Origin of the sequence: Planosporangium thailandense (assembly GCF_011947195.1) — a bacterium.
Taxonomy (GTDB): domain Bacteria; phylum Actinomycetota; class Actinomycetes; order Mycobacteriales; family Micromonosporaceae; genus Planosporangium; species Planosporangium thailandense.
The window spans coordinates 133,472-155,361 of sequence record NZ_JAATVY010000017.1; the positions used below are offsets into that span (position 1 = coordinate 133,472).

At 72.5% G+C, this 21,890-nt stretch carries 20 protein-coding genes; 10 read left to right on the forward strand and 10 right to left on the reverse strand.

Annotation, left to right across the window (positions count from 1 at the left end; genetic code table 11):
• The first annotated feature begins 28 nt into the window (after positions 1-28).
• Entirely contained in the window at positions 29-1,120 is a 1,092-nt protein-coding gene (locus HC031_RS21765; RefSeq protein ID WP_167927232.1) for a phenylacetate--CoA ligase family protein, read from the forward strand.
• Entirely contained in the window at positions 1,120-2,493 is a 1,374-nt protein-coding gene (locus HC031_RS21770) for an aldehyde dehydrogenase family protein (protein ID WP_167927233.1), read from the forward strand. Before HC031_RS21765 ends, HC031_RS21770 begins: the two co-directional genes overlap by 1 nt.
• A 3-nt stretch (positions 2,494-2,496) precedes the next feature.
• Here HC031_RS21770 and HC031_RS21775 read toward each other — a convergent pair whose 3' ends face one another.
• On the reverse strand, positions 2,497-3,369 hold the full coding sequence (locus HC031_RS21775) for an LLM class flavin-dependent oxidoreductase (protein WP_167927234.1): 873 nt from the start codon (positions 3,367-3,369) through the stop codon (positions 2,497-2,499).
• Positions 3,370-3,428: 59 nt separating this feature from the next.
• Between HC031_RS21775 and HC031_RS21780 the strand changes: the two genes are divergently transcribed.
• Entirely contained in the window at positions 3,429-4,451 is a 1,023-nt protein-coding gene (locus HC031_RS21780; RefSeq protein ID WP_167927251.1) for an acetamidase/formamidase family protein, read from the forward strand.
• Positions 4,452-4,463: 12 nt separating this feature from the next.
• Here HC031_RS21780 and HC031_RS21785 read toward each other — a convergent pair whose 3' ends face one another.
• Positions 4,464-4,994, reverse strand: a complete 531-nt coding sequence (locus HC031_RS21785; protein WP_167927139.1) for a hypothetical protein — start codon at positions 4,992-4,994, stop codon at positions 4,464-4,466.
• A 274-nt stretch (positions 4,995-5,268) separates the two neighbouring features.
• Here HC031_RS21785 and HC031_RS21790 point away from each other — a divergent pair, with 274 nt between their 5' ends.
• Complete coding sequence (locus HC031_RS21790) at positions 5,269-5,733, forward strand: SET domain-containing protein-lysine N-methyltransferase (RefSeq protein WP_205863057.1); 465 nt, start codon at positions 5,269-5,271, stop codon at positions 5,731-5,733.
• On the forward strand, positions 5,724-9,731 hold the full coding sequence (locus HC031_RS21795; RefSeq protein ID WP_205863058.1) for an amino acid adenylation domain-containing protein: 4,008 nt from the start codon (positions 5,724-5,726) through the stop codon (positions 9,729-9,731). Before HC031_RS21790 ends, HC031_RS21795 begins: the two co-directional genes overlap by 10 nt.
• Positions 9,732-9,764: 33 nt before the next feature.
• On the opposite strand, the gene HC031_RS21800 is transcribed toward HC031_RS21795, so the two are convergent.
• Entirely contained in the window at positions 9,765-11,087 is a 1,323-nt protein-coding gene (locus tag HC031_RS21800) for a S8 family peptidase (RefSeq protein WP_167927235.1), read from the reverse strand.
• A gap of 225 nt (positions 11,088-11,312) precedes the next feature.
• Between HC031_RS21800 and HC031_RS21805 the strand changes: the two genes are divergently transcribed.
• The gene (locus tag HC031_RS21805; RefSeq protein ID WP_167927236.1) at positions 11,313-11,822 is read left to right on the forward strand and encodes a mycothiol transferase; all 510 of its coding nucleotides are present in this window, start codon (positions 11,313-11,315) and stop codon (positions 11,820-11,822) included.
• A gap of 87 nt (positions 11,823-11,909) precedes the next feature.
• Here HC031_RS21805 and HC031_RS21810 read toward each other — a convergent pair whose 3' ends face one another.
• Positions 11,910-12,113: a cold-shock protein gene (locus HC031_RS21810; protein ID WP_167927237.1), complete on the reverse strand. Its 204-nt coding sequence runs from the start codon at positions 12,111-12,113 to the stop codon at positions 11,910-11,912.
• Between the two features lie 350 nt (positions 12,114-12,463).
• Between HC031_RS21810 and HC031_RS21815 the strand changes: the two genes are divergently transcribed.
• Both HC031_RS21815 and HC031_RS21820 read left to right on the forward strand, forming a co-directional pair.
• The gene (locus HC031_RS21815) at positions 12,464-12,931 is read left to right on the forward strand and encodes a response regulator transcription factor (protein ID WP_167927238.1); all 468 of its coding nucleotides are present in this window, start codon (positions 12,464-12,466) and stop codon (positions 12,929-12,931) included.
• Positions 12,932-13,264: 333 nt separating this feature from the next.
• Positions 13,265-14,140 (forward strand): universal stress protein, encoded by an 876-nt coding sequence (locus tag HC031_RS21820; protein WP_167927239.1) that lies wholly within the window; start codon positions 13,265-13,267, stop codon positions 14,138-14,140.
• A gap of 12 nt (positions 14,141-14,152) precedes the next feature.
• Here HC031_RS21820 and HC031_RS21825 read toward each other — a convergent pair whose 3' ends face one another.
• The gene (locus tag HC031_RS21825; protein ID WP_205863059.1) at positions 14,153-15,418 is read right to left on the reverse strand and encodes an MFS transporter; all 1,266 of its coding nucleotides are present in this window, start codon (positions 15,416-15,418) and stop codon (positions 14,153-14,155) included.
• 115 nt (positions 15,419-15,533) lie between these two features.
• Positions 15,534-16,046 (reverse strand): potassium channel family protein, encoded by a 513-nt coding sequence (locus tag HC031_RS21830; RefSeq protein ID WP_167927240.1) that lies wholly within the window; start codon positions 16,044-16,046, stop codon positions 15,534-15,536.
• A 188-nt stretch (positions 16,047-16,234) separates the two neighbouring features.
• Between HC031_RS21830 and HC031_RS21835 the strand changes: the two genes are divergently transcribed.
• Entirely contained in the window at positions 16,235-16,687 is a 453-nt protein-coding gene (locus HC031_RS21835; RefSeq protein ID WP_167927241.1) for a universal stress protein, read from the forward strand.
• A gap of 104 nt (positions 16,688-16,791) precedes the next feature.
• Here HC031_RS21835 and HC031_RS21840 read toward each other — a convergent pair whose 3' ends face one another.
• Entirely contained in the window at positions 16,792-17,994 is a 1,203-nt protein-coding gene (locus HC031_RS21840) for an MFS transporter (RefSeq protein WP_167927242.1), read from the reverse strand.
• A gap of 318 nt (positions 17,995-18,312) precedes the next feature.
• Here HC031_RS21840 and HC031_RS21845 point away from each other — a divergent pair, with 318 nt between their 5' ends.
• Entirely contained in the window at positions 18,313-18,546 is a 234-nt protein-coding gene (locus tag HC031_RS21845; RefSeq protein WP_167927243.1) for a hypothetical protein, read from the forward strand.
• A 48-nt stretch (positions 18,547-18,594) separates the two neighbouring features.
• Here the strand turns inward: HC031_RS21845 and HC031_RS21850 are convergent, their stop codons facing one another.
• From HC031_RS21850 to HC031_RS21860, 3 genes are all read right to left on the reverse strand, one after another.
• The gene (locus HC031_RS21850; RefSeq protein WP_167927244.1) at positions 18,595-19,326 is read right to left on the reverse strand and encodes a class I SAM-dependent methyltransferase; all 732 of its coding nucleotides are present in this window, start codon (positions 19,324-19,326) and stop codon (positions 18,595-18,597) included.
• A 261-nt stretch (positions 19,327-19,587) separates the two neighbouring features.
• On the reverse strand, positions 19,588-20,568 hold the full coding sequence (locus HC031_RS21855) for an Acg family FMN-binding oxidoreductase (RefSeq protein ID WP_240942786.1): 981 nt from the start codon (positions 20,566-20,568) through the stop codon (positions 19,588-19,590).
• 136 nt (positions 20,569-20,704) lie between these two features.
• Positions 20,705-21,715 (reverse strand): Acg family FMN-binding oxidoreductase, encoded by a 1,011-nt coding sequence (locus tag HC031_RS21860; RefSeq protein ID WP_240942787.1) that lies wholly within the window; start codon positions 21,713-21,715, stop codon positions 20,705-20,707.
• Positions 21,716-21,890: the final 175 nt, after the last annotated feature.

A 21,890-nucleotide genomic window follows, 5' to 3' on the forward strand; every position in this document is an offset into this window, starting at 1 on the left:
TCCATGACACCAGGAGGGAGCTGCCGCCGTGACCGAATCGATCCTGGAACTTCCGCTCGACGAGCAGCCGGATCCCGGCGAGTTCATCCGCGCCGCGATGCAGTGGCACTTCAACCCCGAGACCGGGTCGCCGTACTGGCTGGAGCGGGCGAAGTCGCTGGACTTCGACCCCCGCACGGACGTCACCAGCTTCGGGGATCTGGCCCGCTTCCCCAACATCGTCGACGAGCTACGCGACGTCCGGGTGGAGGACCTCATCCCGCGCGGGTACGGGCCCGACCCGGACATCGTCGGGATCTTCGAGAGCGGGGGCACCACCGGCCCGCCGAAGCGGGTGATCATGCTGCAGGACTGGTGGCGCCGGAGCGGCGCGTGGATCAGCGCCAACCTGGACGCGCACGGGTTCCCTCGCGACGTCAACTGGCTCGGCCTGGTCCCGACCGGACCGCACCTCGTCGGCGCGACCCTCGCCCGGCTGGCCGCCTACCGCGGCGGTATCGGGTTCTCGATCGACATGGACCCGCGCTGGGTCAAGAAGCTCATCGGCGGCGGCAAAGCCGAGGAGGCCGGCGCCTACGCCGAGCACCTCGTCGAGCAGGCCTCGTTCACGATGCGCACCCAGGACGTCGGCGTCCTGCTGACCACGCCGCCGTTGCTGGAGCGGATCGCCCGCAACGACGAACTGGTGGGCCTGATCAACGAGAAGATCAGGGGAATCATGTGGGCCGGGGCGCACATGGATGCCGACACCCGCTACCTGTACCGGAACGAGGTCTTCCCGCAGGTGAAGCTGTTCGGCGTCTACGGCAGCACGATGATCCTCGGTGGCTCCGCCGAGCGGCTGGGCCTCGGCCCGGACGATCCGTGCATCTTCGACCCACCATCCCCGATCATCACCTTCCTCGTCATCGATCCGGACACCGGTTCCCGGGTCGGTGACGGCGAGCGCGGGCAGGTCGTGATGAACCACGTCAGCAGGAACATGCTGCTGCCCAACAACCTCGAGCGCGACCTGGCCACCCGGATCGAACCGCCAGCCGGCCGGGCTGGCGACTCGGTGGCCGACGTCTCCCCGGTCGCGCGCTTCGGCAACGAACCCGTCATCGAGGGGGTGTACTGATGACCGAACCGCTCGTACTGGACGCGCTGGGCCCGAGCGGTCCCTACCGCGCCCGCACCCGGCAGCCCATCCCCGATGTGGCGGGAAACCCTCTCGCGGAGCTCAGCCTGGTGCCGAAGCTGTTCGTCACCCGGGCCATGTCCGCGCTGCGCAGGTCGCGCCTGCTGCCCCGACAGGAGCGCCTGGCCGCCCTGACCGAGGCGGGCCAACGGTTCGCGACCGGCGAGGTCGACGGGATGTCTGCGGGCGACTACCAGTACACGGTGAGCCGGATGTCGGGCAACCCGCTGCCGATCGTCCGCAAGGCCGCCGCGGCCATCGCGCGCAGCGCCGCCGAGGCGTACCGCAGCGCCCAGCAGGCGCGGCCCGTCGGCGCCGTGAACGACTGGCGCGAGTCCACCGCCGGCCGGGGCACGGCGATATGGATCCGGCGCGGGTCGGTCTTCGCGGTGCACGCGGCCGGCAACCACCCCGGCGTGCACAGCCTGTGGCTGGAGGCTCTGTCGCTCGGCTTCCGGGTGGCCGTCCGGCCCTCACGGCGGGAGCCGCTCACCCCGTACCGGCTGGTCTCCGCCCTGCGCGCGGCCGGGTTCGGCGACGACCAGGTGGTCCTGCTGCCGACCGGGTACGAGGCCGCCGACGAGATCCTGCGCCAGGCCGACCTCGGCATGGTCTACGGCGGGCAGGACGTGATCGACAAGTACGCGGCGGACCCGACGGTCCTGCCCAACGGGCCCGGCCGGTCGAAGATCCTGATCACCGCGGACTGCGACTGGCGCGAGTACCTGGACATGCTCGTCGACTCGGTCAGCCACGAGGGCGGGACGGCGTGTGTGAACACCACGGCGATCTTCGTCGAGGGCGACGCCACGCCGGTCGCGGAAGCGGTAGCGCAGCGGCTGGCGGCGATCCCGAGCCTGCCGCCCGAGGACGACAAGGCCGTGCTGACCGCGTACCGGCTCGACGACGCGAAGAAGTTCGAGAACTACCTGCATTCGGCGGCGGACGGCGCCACGGCCCACCTCGGTGGCGGCGGGGTGGTCGACGAGCTCGGCGACGGCAGCGCGGTGCTGCGGCCCGCCGTGTACCAGGTCGACGACCCGAACGCCCCGCAGGTGAACGTCGAGCTGGCGTTCCCGTGCGTGTGGGTGGCGCCGTGGAGCCGGGAGGCCGGGACCGCCCCGCTGACGAACTCCCTGGTGCTCACCGCCGTCACCCGGGACGAGCGCCTGATCGACGAACTGCTCGCCGACCCCGCCATCAAGAACCTCTACCTCGGCAACCACCCGACGTACTGGATGGAGCCCGGCATCCCGCACGACGCGTACCTCGGCGAGTTCCTGATGCGCACCAAGGCGCTCATCCGGGACTGACGGTCACGCCACGAGCGGCTGGACCTCCCGGGCCACGAACCGTACGAAGCCTTCCGGGTCCGGCTCGTCGGAGAGCGGCTGAAGGACGACGGTGTCGGCGCCGGCGTCGGCCCATCGTCGTACCGCCCCGGCGACCGCCCGCGCGTCGCCGGCCACGCCGAGGTCCTGCCCCGGGTCGTAGCCGAAGCGCCGCCGCTCGGCGTCGAGGCGCTCGGCGGCACGCGGGCCGGTCGCGGCGAGGAGGTAGACGACGACGGAGTGGGCGTCGGTCCGGTCTCCGGCAGCGCGCCCCTCGTCGATGAGGCCGCGCGCCCGCCGCACCCCCTCGGGAGACGTGGCGCAGGTGAGGATGGTGCCGTCGGCGGTCTCGCCCGACAGCCGCAGGGTGCGCGGCCCGGTCGCGCCGACGTAGATCGTGGCCGTCGATGCCGGCGGCCAGTCCAGCGCGACCTTGTCGAGCCGCACGTACCGACCGTCCATCGTGACCTGCTCGCCGCGCAGCAGGGCGCGCAGCGCGACGACGTACTCCCGCAGCAGCGTGACGGGTGATTCGACCCGCGCGCCGACCTGCGCCATCCAGTCCTGCACGCCGTGGCCGACGCCGATGGCGACCCTACCGGGGAACAGCCGGTGCAGCGTGGCCGTCTCCATCGCGGTCAACGCGACGTTGCGCAGCGGCACCGGGAGCAGCCCGACCCCGACGCGTACCCGCTCGGTCCAGGCCAGGACCGCGGCCGCGCTGGCGATGCCGCTTTCGAGAAAACAGTCCTCCCACAGCCACAGCTCTGCCAGGCCCGCGTCGTCGGCGGCGCGGGCCACCGCGCGTAGCCGCTCGGGCGGCAACTGCGGCAGAAAGACAGCTCCGAGCGTCGTCATACATGTGACCTTACTGATGCCGTCGCCGGGGTTCAGTTCGCGTGGCGGAAGATGGCGGGATGTTCTTCGAGTACGACCCCGATCCCGACGCCCCGGTCAGCCAACTCGTCTGCACCTTCGGCGGAGCGGCGCCGGTGGCCCAGATCGCCCCCGGAACCTTCCTGTCGACCTGGACCCGGGACTGCTTCAACGGCACCGTCCGCACCGTCGACGACCTGTCCAGCCAGGTCACCGACCCGCGCTGCCTCAACCCGCAGACCGGCCCGTTCTACGTCGAGGGCGCCGAGCCCGGCGACACCCTGGTCGTACACTTCGTCTCCATCACGCCGCGCGTGTCGTGGGGGGTCTCGACGACCGTGCCGTTCTTCGGCGCCCTCACCTCGACACCGCGTACGGCCATGCTGCAGCCGGCGCTGGCGGAGCGCACGTGGATCTACGACATCGACCCGGCCGCCGGGGTGGTGCGCTACCAGGCGCGCGACAGCGCGTTCGCCGTCGAGCTCCCACTGGACCCGATGCACGGCACGGTCGGGGTGGCGCCGGCCCTGGGCGAGGTGCGCTCCGCCCTGACGCCCGGCCCGTGGGGCGGAAACATGGACACCCCGGAGATGCGGGCGGGGACGACCTGTTACCTCGGCGTCAACGTCGACGGCGCGCTGTTCAGCTTCGGCGACGGGCACGCCCGGCAGGGTGAGGGGGAAACGTGCGGCGTCGCCGTCGAGACGGCGATGGACACCGTGGTCCTGGTCGATCTGGTCAAGGGCGTGCCGACGCCGTGGCCACGGCTGGAGAGCGACGGCTTCATCATGTCGACGGGCTCCGCCCGCCCGCTCGAGGACGCGTTCCGGATCAGCCAGGCCGACATGGTCGGATGGGTGGCGGCCGAGCTGGGACTGTCCATGCTGGACGCCTACCAGCTCGTGGCGCAGACCACGCTCGCGCCGATCGCCAACGTCGTCGACGACGACTACACGTGCGTCGCCAAGGTCGCCAAGGCCCACCTGCCGGGCATCACGCCGTACGGCGGAGTCCACGCCCGGCTGCGCGCCGCCGCGGCGGCGTGGCGCCACCCCGGCCGGTAGGGACGCGGCACGTCACGGGTGCCGGACGAACTGCGTGGCGTCGGCGAAGTTGGCGCGGATCGCGGGCGGGACGGCTCCGTCGACCTTGCGCATCGTCCAGTCCTGCTGGTAGTCGGTGTCGGTGCCCGGCCGCCACCAGCCCTGCGCGGTCAGCCCGGCACCGGCGCGGACGAACGTGACCTCGACCTCGCCGGCGTCGTCGGACGGTTTACGGGTCGGCGCCTCGCTCCACCAGCCGTCGAACGTCGAGCCGCGCAACGAGCCGAGCATCCGGCCGCCGTCGTGGCTGTACACCACCCGCATCTCGGCACCGTTGAGCTGGATGTACAGGTCGCCGTAATCGCTGCTGGTCCAGTGCCCGACGACCTCCCGGGCCGTGATGGGTGACTGGCTGGCCGCCGGCGCCGAAGCGGACGCGTCGCCGGGGTCGTCGACGTACTCGTAGCCGTCTCCGGCGCCGCCACCGGAGCCGGCCGCGGCGCCGCCGCAGCCGGCGACGAGCAACAGCAGCGCGAGCGCGGCCGGCAGAGCGAGCAGCCTCATCGGTGATCGGCGAAGCACGGGCGACCTCCTCGGGCACACGGGGTTCACACCCTCCAGGTACGCAGCGACCGCCCATCCGGCTCAACGGACATCCGGGAAAGTCCGGATGCCGCACACCCCGAACCGTTCCCGCCGCCCGGCCGTACTAGGGGCGGGACAACAGGAGCCATTCGCCGAGCCTTGGGAGGCCCTTGACGTGATTACGGAGATCAGTCGCACTGATGGCTCGAGCCGCGCCGGCGTCGTCCGGTCTTCCCGGGAGTACAGCCTGGTCGTGACGCAGCCGGTCGACGCGGGCGGCCACCTGTTCGCCATCGACGGCGAGCTGACCGACACCCCGAACCGGTACACCGTGCAGGTCGGCCACGCGCTGCACGTCGACCTGCCGGAATCGTACGGACTCGAACTCATCCTGGACCGGTTCTTCTGGCGGTTCATGAACCACAGCTGCGAGCCGACCGCCGTCGTGCGGGGGCGTGAGGTCCTGGCGCTGAAGCCGCTGCAGCCCTGGCAGGAGATCACGTTCCACTACAACACCACCGAGTACCAGATGGCCGAGCCCTTCGACTGCCGCTGCGGAAGCAGCCGTTGCGAAGGCACGATCCAGGGGTTCCGCTACCTGTCCCGGTCCGAACGGGAACGGCTGCGGCCCTGGCTGTCGGCGCATCTGCTCGCCATCCTCGACGGCCGGGTGGCCGAACCGGCGGCTGCCGCCGCAGAGGAGCCGCTGTGTCGCTGACCGTCGAATGGCGGTCGGTCACCGGCCAGCCCACGGTCCTGCACGAGTTCTTCGAGCGGTCCGCCGACCGGTGGCCGGACGCGATCGCGGTCGACGTTCCGCCCGGTCCGGGCCGACCCCGCCGGCGGCAGCTGTCGTACCGGGAACTGCGATGGCGCTCCGATGACCTGGTCAGCGCGATCCTCGCTGCGGACAACGGCGACGGCGCGCCGGTCGTCGCCGTCTTCCTGCCCCGTACCACGGAAGACGTGTACGCCTCGCAGCTCGCGGTCCTGAAGGCGGGGTACGGCTTCGTCTGTGTCGATCCCGCGTTCCCCGACGAGCAGGTCGGCTACATCCTGCGCGACGCGCGGGCGGCGATCCTGCTCACCGACGCGCAGGGCGCCGAGCGGGCCAGGCGGACCGGCTACCAGGGTGCCGTCGTCCGGCTGGACCGTCCGCTGCGGCCGCCGGCCGTGTCCCTCGCGCCGCCACCGCCGCCGCCGGCGGACAGCCTGGCGTACGTCATCTACACCTCCGGCACCACGGGCCGTCCGAAGGGCGTGATGATCGGGCACCGGAGCATCGCCAACCTCGTCGGCTCCGACGTGACCGAGTTCGGCCTGGGCCCCGGCGACCGGGTGGCACAGGGCTCGTCGGCGGCGTACGACTCCTCGGTGGAGGAGGTGTGGCTGGCGTGGGCGTCCGGTGCCACCGTGGTGGTGCTGGACGACGACGCCGCACGGCTCGGCCCCGACCTGGTGCCGTGGCTGCGGCACGAGCGCATCACCGTGCTCTGCCCGCCGCCCACGCTCCTGCGCACCACCGGCTGTGCGGATCCGCGCACCGAACTTCCGGACCTGCGCCTGCTGTACGTGGGCGGCGAGGCGTTGACGGCGGACGTGGTGGAGCGGTGGGCGCCCGGCCGGCGGATGGTCAACGGCTACGGGCCGACCGAGTGCACGGTGACGTGCGTCCGCGGCGACGTCGTCGCCGGAGCGCCGATCACCGTGGGCCGGCCGGTGCCGGGGATGCGCGCCTGGGTGCTGGACGAGAACCTGACGCCGGTCCGCGACGGCGAGCCGGGTGAGCTGTGCATGGCGGGCGCCGGTGTCGCGCTGGGCTACCTCAACCAGCCGGAGCTGACCGCCGCGAAGTTCCCCACGCTTCCCCTGCTGGGCCGGGTGTACCGCACCGGCGACCTGGTCTCCGCCGGGCCCGACGGGACGCTGTTCTACCACGGGCGCATCGACTCCCAGGTCAAGCTGCGCGGGTACCGGATCGAACTGGAGGCGATCGAGGCGCACCTGGCGCGCTGCCCCGGGGTCCGGGAGGCGGCCTGCTGCGTGCAGGGTGAGGGCGCGGCGCAGACGCTGGTCGCGTTCGTGGTCGCGGCGGACCCCGGCCGCCCACCGGACCCCGACGCGCTGAAGGCCCAGCTCCAGCGCTCGCTTCCGGTCTACATGGTCCCGTCGCTGTTCGGCACGATCGAGGAGCTGCCGAGAGGCGCGAGCGGCAAGGTGCGCCGCAACGACCTGCCGGTCCTGACCGCGGGACGGCGGCAGCGCAGCGCCACGGCCGCAGGGCCGTCGGAGCCGGTCGAACAGCTCATCCTGCGTGCGGTCGAGGAGGCCGTGGCGACGGGCGGCGCGTCGGTCGACGACGACTTCTTCAACGACCTCGGCGGAAGCTCGCTGCAGGCGGCGATCGTCATCTCCGCGCTGCGGGCCGACCCTCGCACCGAGGCCATCACCGTCCGCGACCTGTACGAGGCGCGGACGGTCCGGGCGCTGGCGCGGCGGGCCACCTCCTCGCCGTCCGACGCTCGCGCGGCACAGGTGGTCGCCGCCCGGCCGCGACGCCCCGTCGGCGATCCGGCCCGCGTCACGCTCGCCCAGTCGGTGTGGCTGCTGCTGGAGCTGCTCATCCTGGCCCCGCTGGGCTATCTCACGGTGTTCCGGATCCTGCCGTTGCTGTCGGAGTACATCGGTCTGGTCCCGCTCATCGTGGTGGTGCCGGTGCTGCTGGCCCCGCTCAGTACGCTCTGGACGCCCATCTCCATCTCGATCGTCGCGCAGCTGAAGAAGCTGCTGATCGGCCGGTACGAGCCGACCCGCGTACCCGTCTGGAGCGACCTGTACGTCCGGATGTGGATCATGCGGCAGGTGGTGCGGATCGTGCCCTGGCGCAGCATCGCCGGCACCGAGTTCCAGTGCATGGCGCTGCGGGCGTTGGGCGCGCGGATCGGGCGACGTGTCCACATCCACCGCGGGGTGAACCTCCTGTCGGGCGGCTGGGACCTGCTGGAGATCGGCGACGACGTCACGCTCAGCCAGGACGCGTCGATCGGACTGGTGACGCTGTCGGACGGGCACGTCGTGGTCGGTCCCGTCACCATCGCCGACGGCGCCACCCTCGACGTGCGCGCCGGTGTCGGCCCCTACACCCGGGTCGGGCGCAACGCCTGGCTCGCGGCGCTGTCGTCGCTGCCGGCCTCGGGCACGATCCCGGACGGCGAGCGGTGGGACGGCGTACCCGCCCGCCCGGTCGGGCCCGCGCCCGCGCCGCCCACAGTGACGGCGCGCGGAAGCTACCTCTCGCCGGTGCTGCACGGCATCGCGATGATCGTCGCCGGGAACCTCCTGCGGACGGTGCTGGCCGTGCCGTTCCTGCTGGTGACGATCCTGTTCGTACGGTGGTTCAACCTGACGTACGACTCGCTGCTGGCCGCGCTGACGCACCCGATGTCGCATCTCGGGATGCTGGGCACCGCGGCGGCGCTCGCGTGCGTGGGCCTCGTCGGGGAGGTCGCCCTCGAGGCGATAGCCGCTCGGGCGATCGGTACCGTCCGGCCGGGTGTGATCAGTCGGTGGAGCCCGTCGTACATCCGGGTCTGGCTCAAGGCCGGGCTCGTCGACTCGGCCGGCCACTGGCTGAGCGGCGGCCTGTTCTGGCCGACCTGGCTGCGGTGGGCCGGCATGAAGGTCGGGCGCGGCTGCGAGATCAGCACGATCATCGACGTGGTGCCGGAGCTGAACCGGATCGGCGGCGACACGTTCTTCGCCGACGGCATCTACCTCGGCGGTCCCCGGGTCCACCGGGGCACCGTCGCCCTGGGACGGACCCGCCTGAGCCGCAACACCTTCCTCGGCAACCACGCGGTCATCGCCGGCGGCCAGTGGCTGCCGGAGGACATCCTGATCGGTATCTGCACCGTGGCCGACGACCGCGTCGTACGCCCCGGCACCTCCTGGTTCGGCCATCCGCCCTTCGAACTGCCCCGCCGCGAGGTGGTGGAGTGCGACCGGCGCCTCACGCACAACCCGCCGCTCATCCGGCGCGTCAACCGCCTGTTCTGGGAGTGGCTGCGGTTCGCCCTGCCGGTGGTGCCGCTGCTGTTCCTCGTGGCCTGGGTGGCCGCGATGGCGCGCGCGGAGGCGGCGATGCCACTGGAGGTGCTGTTCGCGGTGGGCGCCGCCGCGGTCAGCCTCGCCACGGCCGTTCTGCCGTGCCTGTTCGTGCTCGCTCTCAAGTGGATACTCCTGGGCCGGGTGCGGCCCGGCACGCATCCGCTCTGGTCGTGCTGGGCCAGCCGGTGGGACTTCCTGTACGTGGCCTGGGGGTTCATCGCCAGCGGCGTCCTGGCGTCGCTGGAGGGAACGCTGCTGCTGGCGGTGTACCTGCGCGCGATGGGCATGAAGATCGGCAAACGCGTGGTCCTCAGCGAGGGCTTCGCCCAGGTCGTCGACCCCGACATGCTGCACATCGACGACGACGCGACGGTGAACGCGATGTTCCAGGCCCACACGTTCGAAGACCGGGTCTTGAAGATCGCCCAGGTCCGGGTGGGCGCCGGGTCCACGCTGGCGGACGGCACCGTTCCCCTGTACGGCGCGGACATCGGGATGGGCACCTACGTCGCGCCGCACAGTGTGATCATGAAGCAGGAACGGCTCCTGCCCGGCCTGCGCTACGAAGGCGCGCCGTGCCGGCGGGAACAGCAACCGGCTCAGCGTTGACAGCACACGCGTACGCGCGGAGCCGGACGCCGGTCACGTCTCGTCGGCCGGGCCGGGTCGCCAGCCGCGCGCACGCCCCCGCGGCACCACGACCGCCAGCGCCACGACCAGCGCGGCGACGGTCGCCACGCCGCCGACGAGCCACAGCGCGACGGTACGGCGGCGGGTCAGCGACGCGGCGGCCGCCGCCTCCGCAGCCGGGTCACGCTCGATCCCCGGCAGTGGTGACGCCTGCTGCTGCGCACCGGTCGCGAGGACGCCCGTCGCCGCCCGGTACGGGTTGAGCACGCCCTGGCCGTACTCGGGGCTGCCGGGCGGGCCGGGCGCCGGGTCGGCCGTGGCCATCAGGCGGGCCGCGACCTGGCGGGGCGTGATGGTGCGCCCGTACTTCTGGATGACGATGGCGGCCGCCGCCGACACGAACGGCGTGGCCATGCTCGTACCCTCGAACATCTGGTAGCCGCCGCCGGGCAGCGCCGCCTGGATGTCGTGACCGGGGGCCACCAGACTCACGTAGCTGCCCACCTGCGACTGCGCCAGCCGGACGCCCGTCTCGTCGATCGCGCCGACCCCGATGACGCCCTTGTACGCGGCCGGGTACGGCGTCGGGTCCTTGCCGCCGTTCTGGCCGTGGGCGTTGCCGACCGCGGCCACGACGACGACGTTGTTGGCGAGCGCGTTGTCGATCGCGCGGTGTACGTCCGGGTTGTCCTCGGTCAGCACCAGCGAGAGGTTGATCACCCGGGCGTGACGCTGGACGGCCTGGTCGATCGCCTGGGCCAGCTCGGCCGGGGTGCCCCGGCCGCTGTCGTTACCCTCGGTGTGCTCGTTGGCCCGGATCGGCAGGATCTTCACGCCCGGAGCGAGCCCCTGAAAGGGTGTACCCGGGATCCGCCGCGCGGCGATGAGGCTGGCCACCTCCGTGCCGTGCCCGACACAGTCCTCCTGGCCATTGCCCGTCTTTTCGAACGCGTCCCACCCGGTCAGCACCTGGCCGCGAAGCTGCGGGTGGTGCGCGTCCACACCGGAGTCGATGACGGCCACGGTCACGCCGGTCCCGTCGGCGCCGAGCGCCGCGAGCTGCTTGAAGTCCCAGTGCTGCTGCGGCCACGGCTGGGCGCTGACCGACGGCAGCGGCTGCGGCACCCTCGTGGTCTTGCAGGTCGCCGCCGCGGGCGTCGGCGCGACCACGACCACGCCCAGCGCGACCAGGACGACCGCCGCGCCGCCGGCCGCGATCCGCGCGACCAGGGGGTGCCGCCGCCACCGGCGCGCGCGCCGCGCGCCCGCCGGCCCCGGACCGGGCACCGGCCCGGCGCGGTACCCGTCCAGCCTGCCTCGGCCGCTGTGCCGCATCAGCCCTCCCCGCTGGGATCGTCGAACGCCGTCCGTCGATGAGGATGGTATGTGGCGTTCCCGATCGGCGGGCGCCCTGGGCGGCGGAGACGTTCGGCGTTTAGCCCTGGGCGTTCAGCGTTTAGCCCTGGGCGTTCAGCGTTTAGCCCTGGGCGGAGGCGGTACCCCGGTTCGTGACGGGGACGCCGACGGCGACCATCAGCATCCGAAGGAGGCCCTTCCCGCATGAACGTGAGCGAGCTGCTGATCGAAGCGTACGATCGGCTTCCCGACCTCGTCCGGTCCGCCGTCGACGGGCTGACCGCCGAACAGCTGCGGTGGGCGCCGGCGCCGGGCGCGAACCCAATCGGCTGGTTGGTGTGGCATCTCACCCGGGTGCAGGATCACCACATCGCCGAGCTGCTCGGGCGGGACCAGGTGTGGGTGTCGGGCGACTGGGCCGGCCACCTCGGCCTCGATCCCGACCCGAACAACACCGGGTACGGCCACTCCCCCGCACAGATCGCCAGCGTCCGGCCGGACGGGCCGCAGGCTCTCATCGGGTACTACGACGCGGTGGCGGCGCGTACCCGGGACTTCCTGCGCAGCCTCAAACCGGAGGACCTCGACCGGATCGTCGACGAACGATGGGACCCGCCGGTCACGCTCGGTGTCCGGCTGGTGAGCATCGTCAACGACGACGACCAGCACGTGGGTCAGGCCGCGTACGTACGGGGGCTCCTGGAGAAGCGGTGAGCGGCACCGATCGGTGCCTGATAGCGACGATCCCCGCCCCTGTCCGGTGGACAGAGGCGGGGATCGAACGTGAAACGTCGCTCAGCTTCAGATGGGGCGGACCTGCTCGGCCTGCGGGCCCTTCTGGCCCTGCACGATCTCGAACTCGACCCGCTGGTTCTCCTCGAGGGACCGGTAGCCGTTGGACTGGATCGCCGAGTAGTGGACGAACACGTCGGCGCCACCGTCGTCCTGGCTGATGAAACCGAAGCCCTTTTCGGCGTTGAACCACTTCACGGTGCCCTGTGCCATTGTCATTCTCCCTTGTCAGGCGTGGATCTGCGTCGTGCAGACCCGGAAGCCGTTGGTCGAGCGGCCCCACATCGCCCGACCCGCTGACCGCGCGCACGCGCCGACAACGGGCAGGGATAAGGCGAACCACCTACCCAAAAACCTCGATCACCCTAGCAAGCATCGCGGCGAAATCGCAGGGGCCTGTTGTCACCATCTCGACACAACCGCGCCACCGGTCCGCGTGGGCGGCCCGGCGTGGCGATCCGTGCTCCCGAATTGCACCCTAACGGCTACCTATCTGGCGGCGCGCCGCGGCGACGATCCCCGGTGCGGTGCACCCGCACCCTGATGTGCGCAGGAGGTCCACGATGGCGCTGCCTCTCCTCGAGCACGACCCGAACCGACGGCCGCTACCCACCGTCGTCGCCCCTCGGCGACCCGGGCCGCCGCCCACGACCGCCCGCGCGACGGTGCTGGTCATCGACGACGACCCGGACGTACGCGAACTCCTCACCGCACAGCTCAGCTGCGAGGGTTACCACGTACGCGTCGCCGAGGACGGCCCGTCCGGCCTCGCCGCCGCGCGGACCATCAGCCCCGACATCATCGTGCTCGACGTCCGCATGCCGCAGATGACCGGCTTCGACGTCTGCACCCGGCTGCGGGCGGAGACGTCGACCGCCCACGTGCCGGTGCTGATCCTCAGCGCGTACGCCAACCCCGCCGACATGCGGGCGCCGGGGCACGCGGCCGGGGCGGACGGCTACCTGCTCAAGCCGTACCGGCGCGAGGACCTTGTCGACCGGATCGAAGCGCTGCTCATCGGCGCGCGCTAGTACCTCCCCTGTCCGCCCCGGTCGGTCATCGCGTCGCCGACCGTCCACCGGCCCGGGGTGTTCTCCTCCGCACCCACGTCGGGTGATCTCGACCAGGCGCCGTGCCCGCGTCATTTCCTGAGGCCGGGGGCCTGCGTAGGGCCGGCGTCCGCCGTCCCGTGCCCGACGGCGGGGCGGCGCGGGCGGCGGCCCGGCCGGACGGCCTCGCGACGGGACCAACGGACCCGTCCGTACGGGACCGATGACCGCGTCGCGAACGCGCCGCGCCGGAGAGGCTGTGAAGTGGCCGGCGGGCCCTCGCCGTCCGCTGCCGCTCGACGCGAGGAGAGACCGATGGAGATGCCGAAGATCGTCGTAGGGGTGGACGGCTCACCGGCCAGCATCACGGCGCTGCGCTGGGCCGCGCGGGAGGCCCAGCGTCGGGGGGTCGAGCTCGAGGTGGTGCTGGCCTACAACTCGCGGCTGCCCGGCGCGCCCCACCGGACCAGTCCGCACCCGCTCAAAGAGGCCGTCGACTTCGCCTCCTCGCTGATGGACGCCGCCGTCGCCGAGGCGCGGACAGTCGCGCCGCACGTACGCGTGCACGGCGCCGCCACGCTCGGCGCCGCCGCGCCGACCCTGCTCGACGCGGCCAGGAACGCCCTCCTCCTGGTGGTCGGCAGCCGTGGCGGCGGTGGCTTCGCCAGCCTCCTGGCCGGCTCGGTCAGCATCCGGGTCGCCGCGGAGGCCTGCAGCCCGGTCGCGGTGGTCCGGGGTGACCCCGACAACGACACCGGGCCGCTCGTCGTCGGCGTAGACGGCTCGGACTCCGCCGATCTCGCGGTCGGAATCGCCTTCGCCGAGGCGTCCCGGCGTGGCTGCGCCGTGAAGGCGGTCCGGGCGTACCACGAGCCCACGATGCCGGTGCCGGCCGGCCCGCCCATCGACTACGACCCGGCCTGGCTGCACGCCGAACTGCGCGCCGAAGTGATCGAGCAGGTCTCCGGCTGGCGGGACAAGTACCCGGACGTGCCCGTCGAGTACGTGGTCGACCCGGGCAGCCCCGCAGGAGTGCTCGCGGCCGCCTCCGAGCAGGCCCAGCTGGTCGTCGTCGGGACCCGCGGTCACCACAGCGCCACCGGCTGCCTGCTCATGGGCTCCGTCGGGCTGCAACTGCTGCACCACGCACGGTGCCCGGTACTGATCGCCCGGGCCAGGCCCGGCGCTTGAGCGTCCCGGCGCTCAGCCGGCGGGCTCGACCGCCGCCGCCTCCCCGCCGACCAGCGTCCGTCGCCCGACCAGCAGCACGACGACGGTTGCGGCGGTCGCGATCCCGCCGCACGAGGAGGCCCACACCGGCGCGGCGCGGTCCAGCAACACGCCCACGACCGCCGCGCCGACGGCCGAGCCCGTCGTGAAGACGGTCACGAGCCAGGCGAACGCCTCGGTGATCGTCCCGGGCGGCGCCAGCCGGTCCACCAGAACGAAGCTCACCGTCAGCATCGGCGCGAGGAAAAGGCCGGTGACCACCATCAGGACCGCCATGGCCGACGGCGCCGGCCGCAGGCCGACCATCGCGTAGCTCGTCATGAGACCGGCGGCCAGGAGCAGTGCGCGGGCCCGCATCGACATGGTCCACCGGATCAGGCCGTACCCGACGGCTCCGCACAGCGCGCCCGCCGCGTTCAGCGCCAGCAGGCCACCGGCCCCGGCGGGCACGCGATGCTGCTCCGCGTACCGGACGACCAGGACGTTGAGGCTGCCGATCGCCCCACCGGTGCCGATCAGACCGGCGAAGAGGACGACGAGGCCCCGGCTGCGCAGGGGGCCGAGCCAGTCGGCGGATCGTTCGGGCGCACGGTAGTTTCGCGACGGCGGCGCGGTGGCGACGACGAGCACGCCGAGGAGGCCGAGCAGCGCGGCAAGCCACAGTGCGGACGCCGGCGAGGCGAGGGCCACCATCCCGGTGACGATGAGCGGGGCCCCGATGAAGATCAGCTCCTGTGCGCCGGAGTCCATCGCATAGGCCTTCTCCACCAGGTCGGGCGCCACGATGTGCGGCCACAGGACCCGCAGGCACGGTTCGAGCGGAGGGGTCGCCGCACCGGCCAGCACGGCACCGGTCAACACGACCGGCGGGCTGTGTGGCGCCGCGCCGATCAGCAGGAAACCGCCGCCGGCGAGTACCGCGGTGGGGAGCAGGACACGGGGCTGCCCGATCCGGTCGACCAGCCGGCCCAGCAACGGCCCGCCCACCGCCGCGGAGATGGCCAACGCACCGGACGCCAGGCCGACGAGCCCGTACGACGCCCGCGCATGTCGAAGCACCAGAGGTACGGCGAGAAGACCCATTCCGGTGGGCAGCCGCCCGATCAGCGTCCCGGCGAGCAGGCGCAGCACGAACGGCGACCGCAGCAGGCTCAGATATCCCACGGGACCGGGGAAAAGCCGTCGGACGCCGACACCATGGCGCGCCCGCAGCACGTCGGACACCCTCGTTCCCGCCACCGCGTACTCATGGCGGCAATGATCGCAGTCCACCGTGTCCGGTGGCCGCATCGGGTGCGCCGCCGCGCCGACACGCGACGCCGATGTCAGGGCGTCGCCTGCCCGAGCGCCGCTGTCATTCGGCCGGAGGTGCCGTTACGGGTCCGTCCGGGTCGGTGTGCCGGCCGTGCTGCTCCAGGCGCTCCAGCCGCCGGTCGATGTCGACCAGGCGCGCGAGGATGAGCCGCTGCGTCCGCTCGATCTCCCGCTCGTCGCGCTCGATGATCCGCTCCTCGTCGCCCACCTCACCGACCACGATCGCGGACGCGGCGACCGCGGTGAGGAAGGCGAAACTGCCGATACCCACGAACATCAGCGCCGCCGCCACCAGCCGCCCGGCGGCGCTCGCCGGGACCATGTCGCCGTAGCCGACCGTGGTGAAGGTGGTCACTGCCCACCACAGCCCCGCCGGAATATCCGGGAAGCGGCCGGGGTCGGTCAGGGTCACGAGCACCGCGGCGCTCAGTACGACCAGCCCGGTGAACGCGGTGATCGAGGCGACCGCCTGCAGCCACGACAGTCGGGGCCGGCGCCGCACCAGCATCCGCAGCGGCGGCGGCAGGAACGCCCGCCCTCGCGTGCCACGCATGCGCAACCACCTCCCCGGACCCCGTCGCCTCCCATTCGACCCGTCCTGCGGCGCATGCGCCCAGAGCCCGAGGCCCGCCCCGAGGGGACCTTCGACCTTCCGCGCCGGGATCAACTGCGGGCTAACGGACCTTGGGCGGAGGCCCTTGGACCCTGCCCGGTGAACCGGGAAGAGACGATCGTCTAGGCATGGCTGACATCAACAACAACCAGCGGATCGTGGTCGGTGTCGACGGCTCCGAGCCGTCCAGGCGTGCGCTGCGGTGGGCGCTGCAACAGGCCCAGGCGACCGGCGCGTCGGTGGAGGCGATCCACGTGTGGGACCTTCCGCTCTACGCCGGCGTCGCACCGGTCATCGACACCGTGAGCGAGAGCGAGGCGCTGGCGAAAGGCGCCGAACAGATCCTCTCGGAGACCGTCGCGGAAGTGGCCGGCGAGCACCCCGCGGTGCCGGTCCGGACCCGGGTGCTCCAGGGCCACCCGGCGGTCGCGCTGCTCCGCGCGTCCGAAGGCGCCGGGCTGCTGGTGGTCGGGTCCCGCGGCCACGGCGGGTTCGTCGGCGCTCTGCTCGGATCGGTGAGCCAGTACTGTGTCCACCACGCCACCTGCCCGGTCCTCGTCATCCGGGGCGAGCACCACTGAGCGGCCCGGCGGCACGGGCGTGCGGTGCCGTTGACGGAAACCGGGACCGCCATGGCCGGTGACCCGGCCGACCGGCACCGCCGGCCCGCCGGGTCACGGGGCTGTCAGGCGGCTGCCCGACGCAGCGGACGCCACGCGAACGCGGTGATCGCCGCCATCGCGGCCGCCGCGATCCAGAACGGTGTCGTGACGTCCCAGAATCCGGCGAGCAGACCGCCGAGCAGGGATCCGAGGGCGGCCCCGCCGAGGTCGAGCAGGGCGTACACGCTGCCCACCCGGCCCAGCAGGTGGGCCGGCACGACCCGCTGGCGGATGGTCGCCACGACGACGCCCCACACCATCGTGTGGATGCCGAAGACGACCAGGACGGCGGCGGCGACCAGCGGCGTCGTGGTGACCGCCAGGGTCAGGTGGGTGGCGACCTCGACGACGAGACCGGCGCGCAGCACCGCCGTGGCGCCGAAGGCGGCCGCCAGGCGGGCCGCCACGGTCGTACCGACGAGCCCGCCGACGGCGAAGGTGGTCAGGAGTACGCCGTACCCGACGTCGGGCAGGCCCAGCCGCTGCCGGGCGTAGAGCACGAACACGGCGAAGGCGGCGCAGAACGCGATGTTGGCCAGCCCCATGCTGACCGCCAGGGTACGCAGCAGCCGGTGCCGCCACAGCCAGCGCAGGCCGTCGGCGATGTCGCTGCGGAGCCTGGTACGCGGCCGTACTTCGGGCGCCGGTACCGGCCGGATCCGCGCCACCAGCATCGCGGACAGCGCGAAGGTCACCGCGTCGAGGCCGAACGGAGCGGCCGCGGACACCGCGAAAAGCCAGGCGCCGAGCGGCTTGCCGGCGAACTGGTTGCCGATGGTGAACGTGGCGCTCAGCCGGGCGTTGGCGCCGGTCAGCTTCTCCGGCGCGACGATGGCCGGCAGGAGCGCGCCGACTGCGGTGTCGGCGACCGTCTCGCCGGCGCCGAGCAGGAAGAACACCGCATAGATGACGACAACCGTGACGATGCCGGTAGCGATGGCGATCGTCAGTGCGATCAGGGCCGCCGCCCGCAGCAGGTTCACGGCCACGACCAGCCGACGCCGGTCGAGCCGGTCCACGTAGGCGCCGCTGACCAGTGCGAACAGCAGCCAGGGCAGTTGCTGGGCGAAGACGGCGCCGGCGACCAGTGCCGGGTTGTCGGTGACGGAGGCGACCAACAGCGGGCCGGCTGCCATGGTGACGCCGTCACCGAGGTTGGAGACCGCCGCGGCGGTCCACAGTCTGTTGAAGTCCGCGCCGATCCGCGCGGAGACAAGGGCACGCAAAAAGAGCTCCTCGAGCAAGGATTGGGAACGGTCGTCGCTGAAGCGACCGCTCCGCGGCGAGGAGCAGCGCACCGCCGGATCACCGTCCGGCGGCGACCGGCTATCGCGCGGTGTGCTCTCGCGGCGAAGCGGTGACCGTGACCTTGTCGAGACGCATCTGAACTCCTCACCGTGGCCTGTCGGGCCACCGTCCAAGTGACGCGGGTGAGGCTACCGGCAGAGACAGCGACCGATCAAAGCAAATAGTGCTCGTCGCGCGTACCGCTAGCATGCGGGGCGGAGTGGGACACCACGGGCCGATCGAAGGTGAAGGCAGGCATGGCAGGACCTCCGGCGGGCGCGCTGGCGCCGATCCTCGTTCTGGTCGTCTTTCTCGCGGTCGACGCCTGGGTGTACGCGGACGCGAAGGCGCGCAGCGAACGGCGTGCCCCCGTCGTCTTCTCCGCCGGCTCGTTCCGGGTGGACACGCCCGTGGCGTGGTTGCTCGGCTGCCTGATCCTGTGGGTCGTGTTCTTCCCGCTCTATCTCACGTGCCGCAGGAACGCCGGTTGACGCCGGTCGGCTCGCCGGGCAACGTCCGCCGCCCGGCGAGCCGACCGTCTACCTGGGACGGTAGACGGAGATGTGGTTCCTGCTGTCGGCGTCGAACGGCCGCCGGTGCCAGTCCGCGTACCGCTCGGCGAGCCGGAGCCCGGCCTGGTCCGCCATCTGGTCGATCTGCTCGGGCCAGCAGTACCGCATGGCGAACGGTTTCAGGTGCACGCCCCGGCTGTCGAAGGTGATGGTCTGGCGGACGAACCGTTGGGCCGGCCGGTCGTAGCGGTGCAGCCGGATCGTGGCGGAGTCCTCGGTCACGTCGCGCATCTGGACCTGCTCGTCGCGGTCGAAGTCGGCCGGGTCGGGGACGAACGCCTCGATGACGAACGCACCGCCCGGGGCCAGCACCCGCGCGACGTTGCGGAAGCAGTCCGCCTGCCGTTCGGCATCGACCAGGTTGAACAGCGTGTTGAAAACCAGATACACGAGGCGGTACGGACCGGTCACCGGCACGTCCGCCATGTCCCCGATGGCGACCGGGATGTCCGCGCCACCCGGTTTGACGCGCATCCGCGCCACCATCTCCGCTGACGCTTCGACGCCCTCGACAACGAGTCCGCGTGCGGCCAGCGGAAGCGCGACGCGACCGGTCCCGATCGCCAGTTCCAGCACCGGGCCGCCCGCCGCCAGCCCGGTGAGGAAGTCCACCGCCGGCGCCGGATCGGGGTTGTCGTAGGAGTCGTAGTCGGCGGCCCACAGCCGCCCGAAAAGCGCGGGATCATCGAAGACCGACATGTCAGCCGACCTCCCCGCGAGGATTTCGCCGCGCAGTCGGCGGCGTGTGGGTCAGGCGCGGGCTACCGACGGCCGCTCGCGGCGTGATCCCTGGGGTCAACGTACCCATGAAGCCTCAAATTCTGAGCGTGGACGACGATTCCTCGGAAGCTGGACATGGGCGCTCGCCACATTGGTCTCGTCTCCTCTCAGCCGGCGTCGACCTCAGCACACCAGACGCCCGACAGCGGCGGCAACCGCATTACCGGACCCGGGTGGGGGCTAACCCTCGAGAATGTCGTCGACGGCGAGCCGCGGCGTCGCGGGCGGCGCGGGCGCGTCCGGATCGGGGTAGCCGATCCGGATGGCGAGGTACGGATAGCCGAGGCCGGACAGCATCCGGCGCAGCGCCATCCGGACCGGGAGCACCTCCACCACAGCACTGATCGGCAGCATGGCGAGCCCCTGCGCGGTGGCCGTCAGCCAGCCGGCGCTGAGCGCCTCGCCCGCGCGCAGCCACGCCCGCGGCGTGTCGTTGTCGCCGTGCAGGATCCCGTAGACCGCCGCGACGTCGTGGCGCTCGTCGATCGCGAGCGTGCCGGGCGGACCGAAGTACCGGGTCGGCACCTGGGTCTGCGGCGGGCGTTCGGGTACGGCGCTGGCCGGTATGCCGGTGGCGTCACGGCGCTCGCCACCCACCCAGCGGGCGATCTCGGCCCGGTGCGCCTCCTCGCCGACCTCGGTGCGGTCCGCGCTCGACATCGCGGCGGTCAGATCCACCACCTGGTCGTCGCGCAGCAGGTACAGGTGGGTGTCCTCGGCGACGACCGCGGCGACGACGGTGTCGAGGGCCGCCTGGTCCACCGGACGGTCGAGCACCGGACGCCGGTCCGTGCGCCGCGACGACGCCGCGTCCAGCAGCGTCCGGGCGTGCTCGTCCGGCTCGCCCCGTCCGGTGAGCGCGATGGTGGCCAGCAGGTCCGGCGGGGCCCCGTCGGGCACCCGCCGAACGTCGAACTGCCAGCCGGCGGCGGCCAGCGCCAGGCGCGCGTGGTGCAGCGCGGCGCCGCAGCTTTCGGTCAGCAGCCGGCCGTCCGGGTCGGCGACCTCCAACTGGCGGCTGCGGTCGGCGTAAAGGTGAAGCGTGTCGCCGTCGCCGATCCGCCAGCGCCACGGTTGCGTGTTGTGCACCGACGGTGCGGAACGTGCCGCGTCGACCGCCGCGCGCAGGACAGCCACGTCGCTGCCGTGCGTCTGTGTCATCATCTGCCCTTCGCCCGACCCGCGTCCCGCCGGGGCGGGACGAGGCACCGATCACCGTTACGACCTAGCACCGATCACCATTACCCCGGGCGGTCGGCGTCAATCTGGGCCAGCGTTCGCCCCGCCCGTCGGCCGGTCACGTGGCGACGTCGACCACCTCGGCGCCCGTGCGGCGGGCCGCCGCCGCGAGCGGACCGTCGCCCGGCACCCCGATCCGCAGCGCCACCATCGGGTACCCGGCTCCGTCGAGCAGGTCGCACAGCAGCCGGCGGGCGGCCGGTACCTCGATCACGTCGCTGATCGGCGAGGCGGCGAGCCGTTCGTCGGTGGCGGTGAGCAGTACAGCCGACAGCGCCTCGCCGGCGGCCAACCAGTCCACGGGCGTGTCGGTGTCGGTGTACAGGATGGCGTAGCAGGCGTACCGGTCGACGACATCGTGCGTCGCCGGGTCGGGGACGCCGCCCGGGTCGAGGTTGCGCAGCGGCACCGGCCGTGGCTCGGGGTGGGCCGCCGTCTCCGGGGGGATCCCGTCCCGGGCGCCGGCCGGCCGGCCGGTCCACGCCGACAGTTCGGCCCGGTACAGCGGGTCGGTGAGCTCGGTGCCGGCCGCGGCCACCGCGGCCGCGGCCAACGTGACGACGTCCTCCGGGCGCAGGATGCGCAGGTGGGCGCCCTGTTCCTCGGCGGCCTCGCGCAGCCGGCGCAGGGCCGGCGGCGGCACCTCGACGTCGGCGAACGGGCGACGGTCGGTGTGCCGCAGCGCCATCGCCAGTTGCAGCCGTACCGCCGCCCGCTGCGGCTCCCCGGCGTCCACCACCCGGATGCGGGCGAACAGGTCGGGGTCACCCGGGTCGGGCAGCCGGTCGACGTGGGTGGCGAACCCGACGCCGGCCAGCGCGGTACGGGCGTGGTGCAGCGCCGCGCCGCAGCTGACCGTCAGCAGCCGTCCGTCGGGATCGACCGTGGTGAGCTGACGGTCCCGATCGGCGCGCAGCTGCGCGACGTCGTCGGCGATGCACCACCGCCACGGCTGGCTGTTGAAGATCGACGGCGCGCGGCCGGCCGCGACGGCGGCCTTGGCGAGTGCCCGGGTAGCCGGCCGTTGCTGCCTGGCCGCGCGCGGCTCGGTGAACTGGATCATGACCATCGGTCCCCCCTACGCCGTCTAGCGTGTCCTGGGCAGCGTGTCGGGTCGCAGGGCCATCTGACCCGTTCTGAGCGGAAAGGCGCCTCTGCGAGCCAGGGACCGACCGTCCCGGTCCACCGCCCTCCGCCGGCCGCCGCCATCCATGGGGTAGAAACGACGCATGATTCGGGTGTAC

Bases quoted from the DNA above. Each gene is read 5' to 3' on its own strand.
- HC031_RS21775 (WP_167927234.1), bottom strand. From the start codon at position 3,369: ATGACGACGCTCGGAGCTGTCTTTCTGCCGCAGTTGCCGCCCGAGCGG.
- HC031_RS21810 (WP_167927237.1), bottom strand. From the start codon at position 12,113: ATGGCACAGGGCACCGTGAAGTGGTTCAACGCCGAAAAGGGCTTCGGT.
- HC031_RS21800 (WP_167927235.1), bottom strand. From the start codon at position 11,087: ATGCGGCACAGCGGCCGAGGCAGGCTGGACGGGTACCGCGCCGGGCCG.
- HC031_RS21855 (WP_240942786.1), bottom strand. From the start codon at position 20,568: ATGACACAGACGCACGGCAGCGACGTGGCTGTCCTGCGCGCGGCGGTC.
- HC031_RS21835 (WP_167927241.1), top strand. From the start codon at position 16,235: ATGGCTGACATCAACAACAACCAGCGGATCGTGGTCGGTGTCGACGGC.
- HC031_RS21770 (WP_167927233.1), top strand. From the start codon at position 1,120: ATGACCGAACCGCTCGTACTGGACGCGCTGGGCCCGAGCGGTCCCTAC.
- HC031_RS21820 (WP_167927239.1), top strand. From the start codon at position 13,265: ATGGAGATGCCGAAGATCGTCGTAGGGGTGGACGGCTCACCGGCCAGC.
- HC031_RS21805 (WP_167927236.1), top strand. From the start codon at position 11,313: ATGAACGTGAGCGAGCTGCTGATCGAAGCGTACGATCGGCTTCCCGAC.
- HC031_RS21845 (WP_167927243.1), top strand. From the start codon at position 18,313: ATGGCAGGACCTCCGGCGGGCGCGCTGGCGCCGATCCTCGTTCTGGTC.
- HC031_RS21785 (WP_167927139.1), bottom strand. From the start codon at position 4,994: ATGAGGCTGCTCGCTCTGCCGGCCGCGCTCGCGCTGCTGTTGCTCGTC.
- HC031_RS21780 (WP_167927251.1), top strand. From the start codon at position 3,429: ATGTTCTTCGAGTACGACCCCGATCCCGACGCCCCGGTCAGCCAACTC.
- HC031_RS21850 (WP_167927244.1), bottom strand. From the start codon at position 19,326: ATGTCGGTCTTCGATGATCCCGCGCTTTTCGGGCGGCTGTGGGCCGCC.
- HC031_RS21815 (WP_167927238.1), top strand. From the start codon at position 12,464: ATGGCGCTGCCTCTCCTCGAGCACGACCCGAACCGACGGCCGCTACCC.
- HC031_RS21830 (WP_167927240.1), bottom strand. From the start codon at position 16,046: ATGCGTGGCACGCGAGGGCGGGCGTTCCTGCCGCCGCCGCTGCGGATG.
- HC031_RS21860 (WP_240942787.1), bottom strand. From the start codon at position 21,715: ATGGTCATGATCCAGTTCACCGAGCCGCGCGCGGCCAGGCAGCAACGG.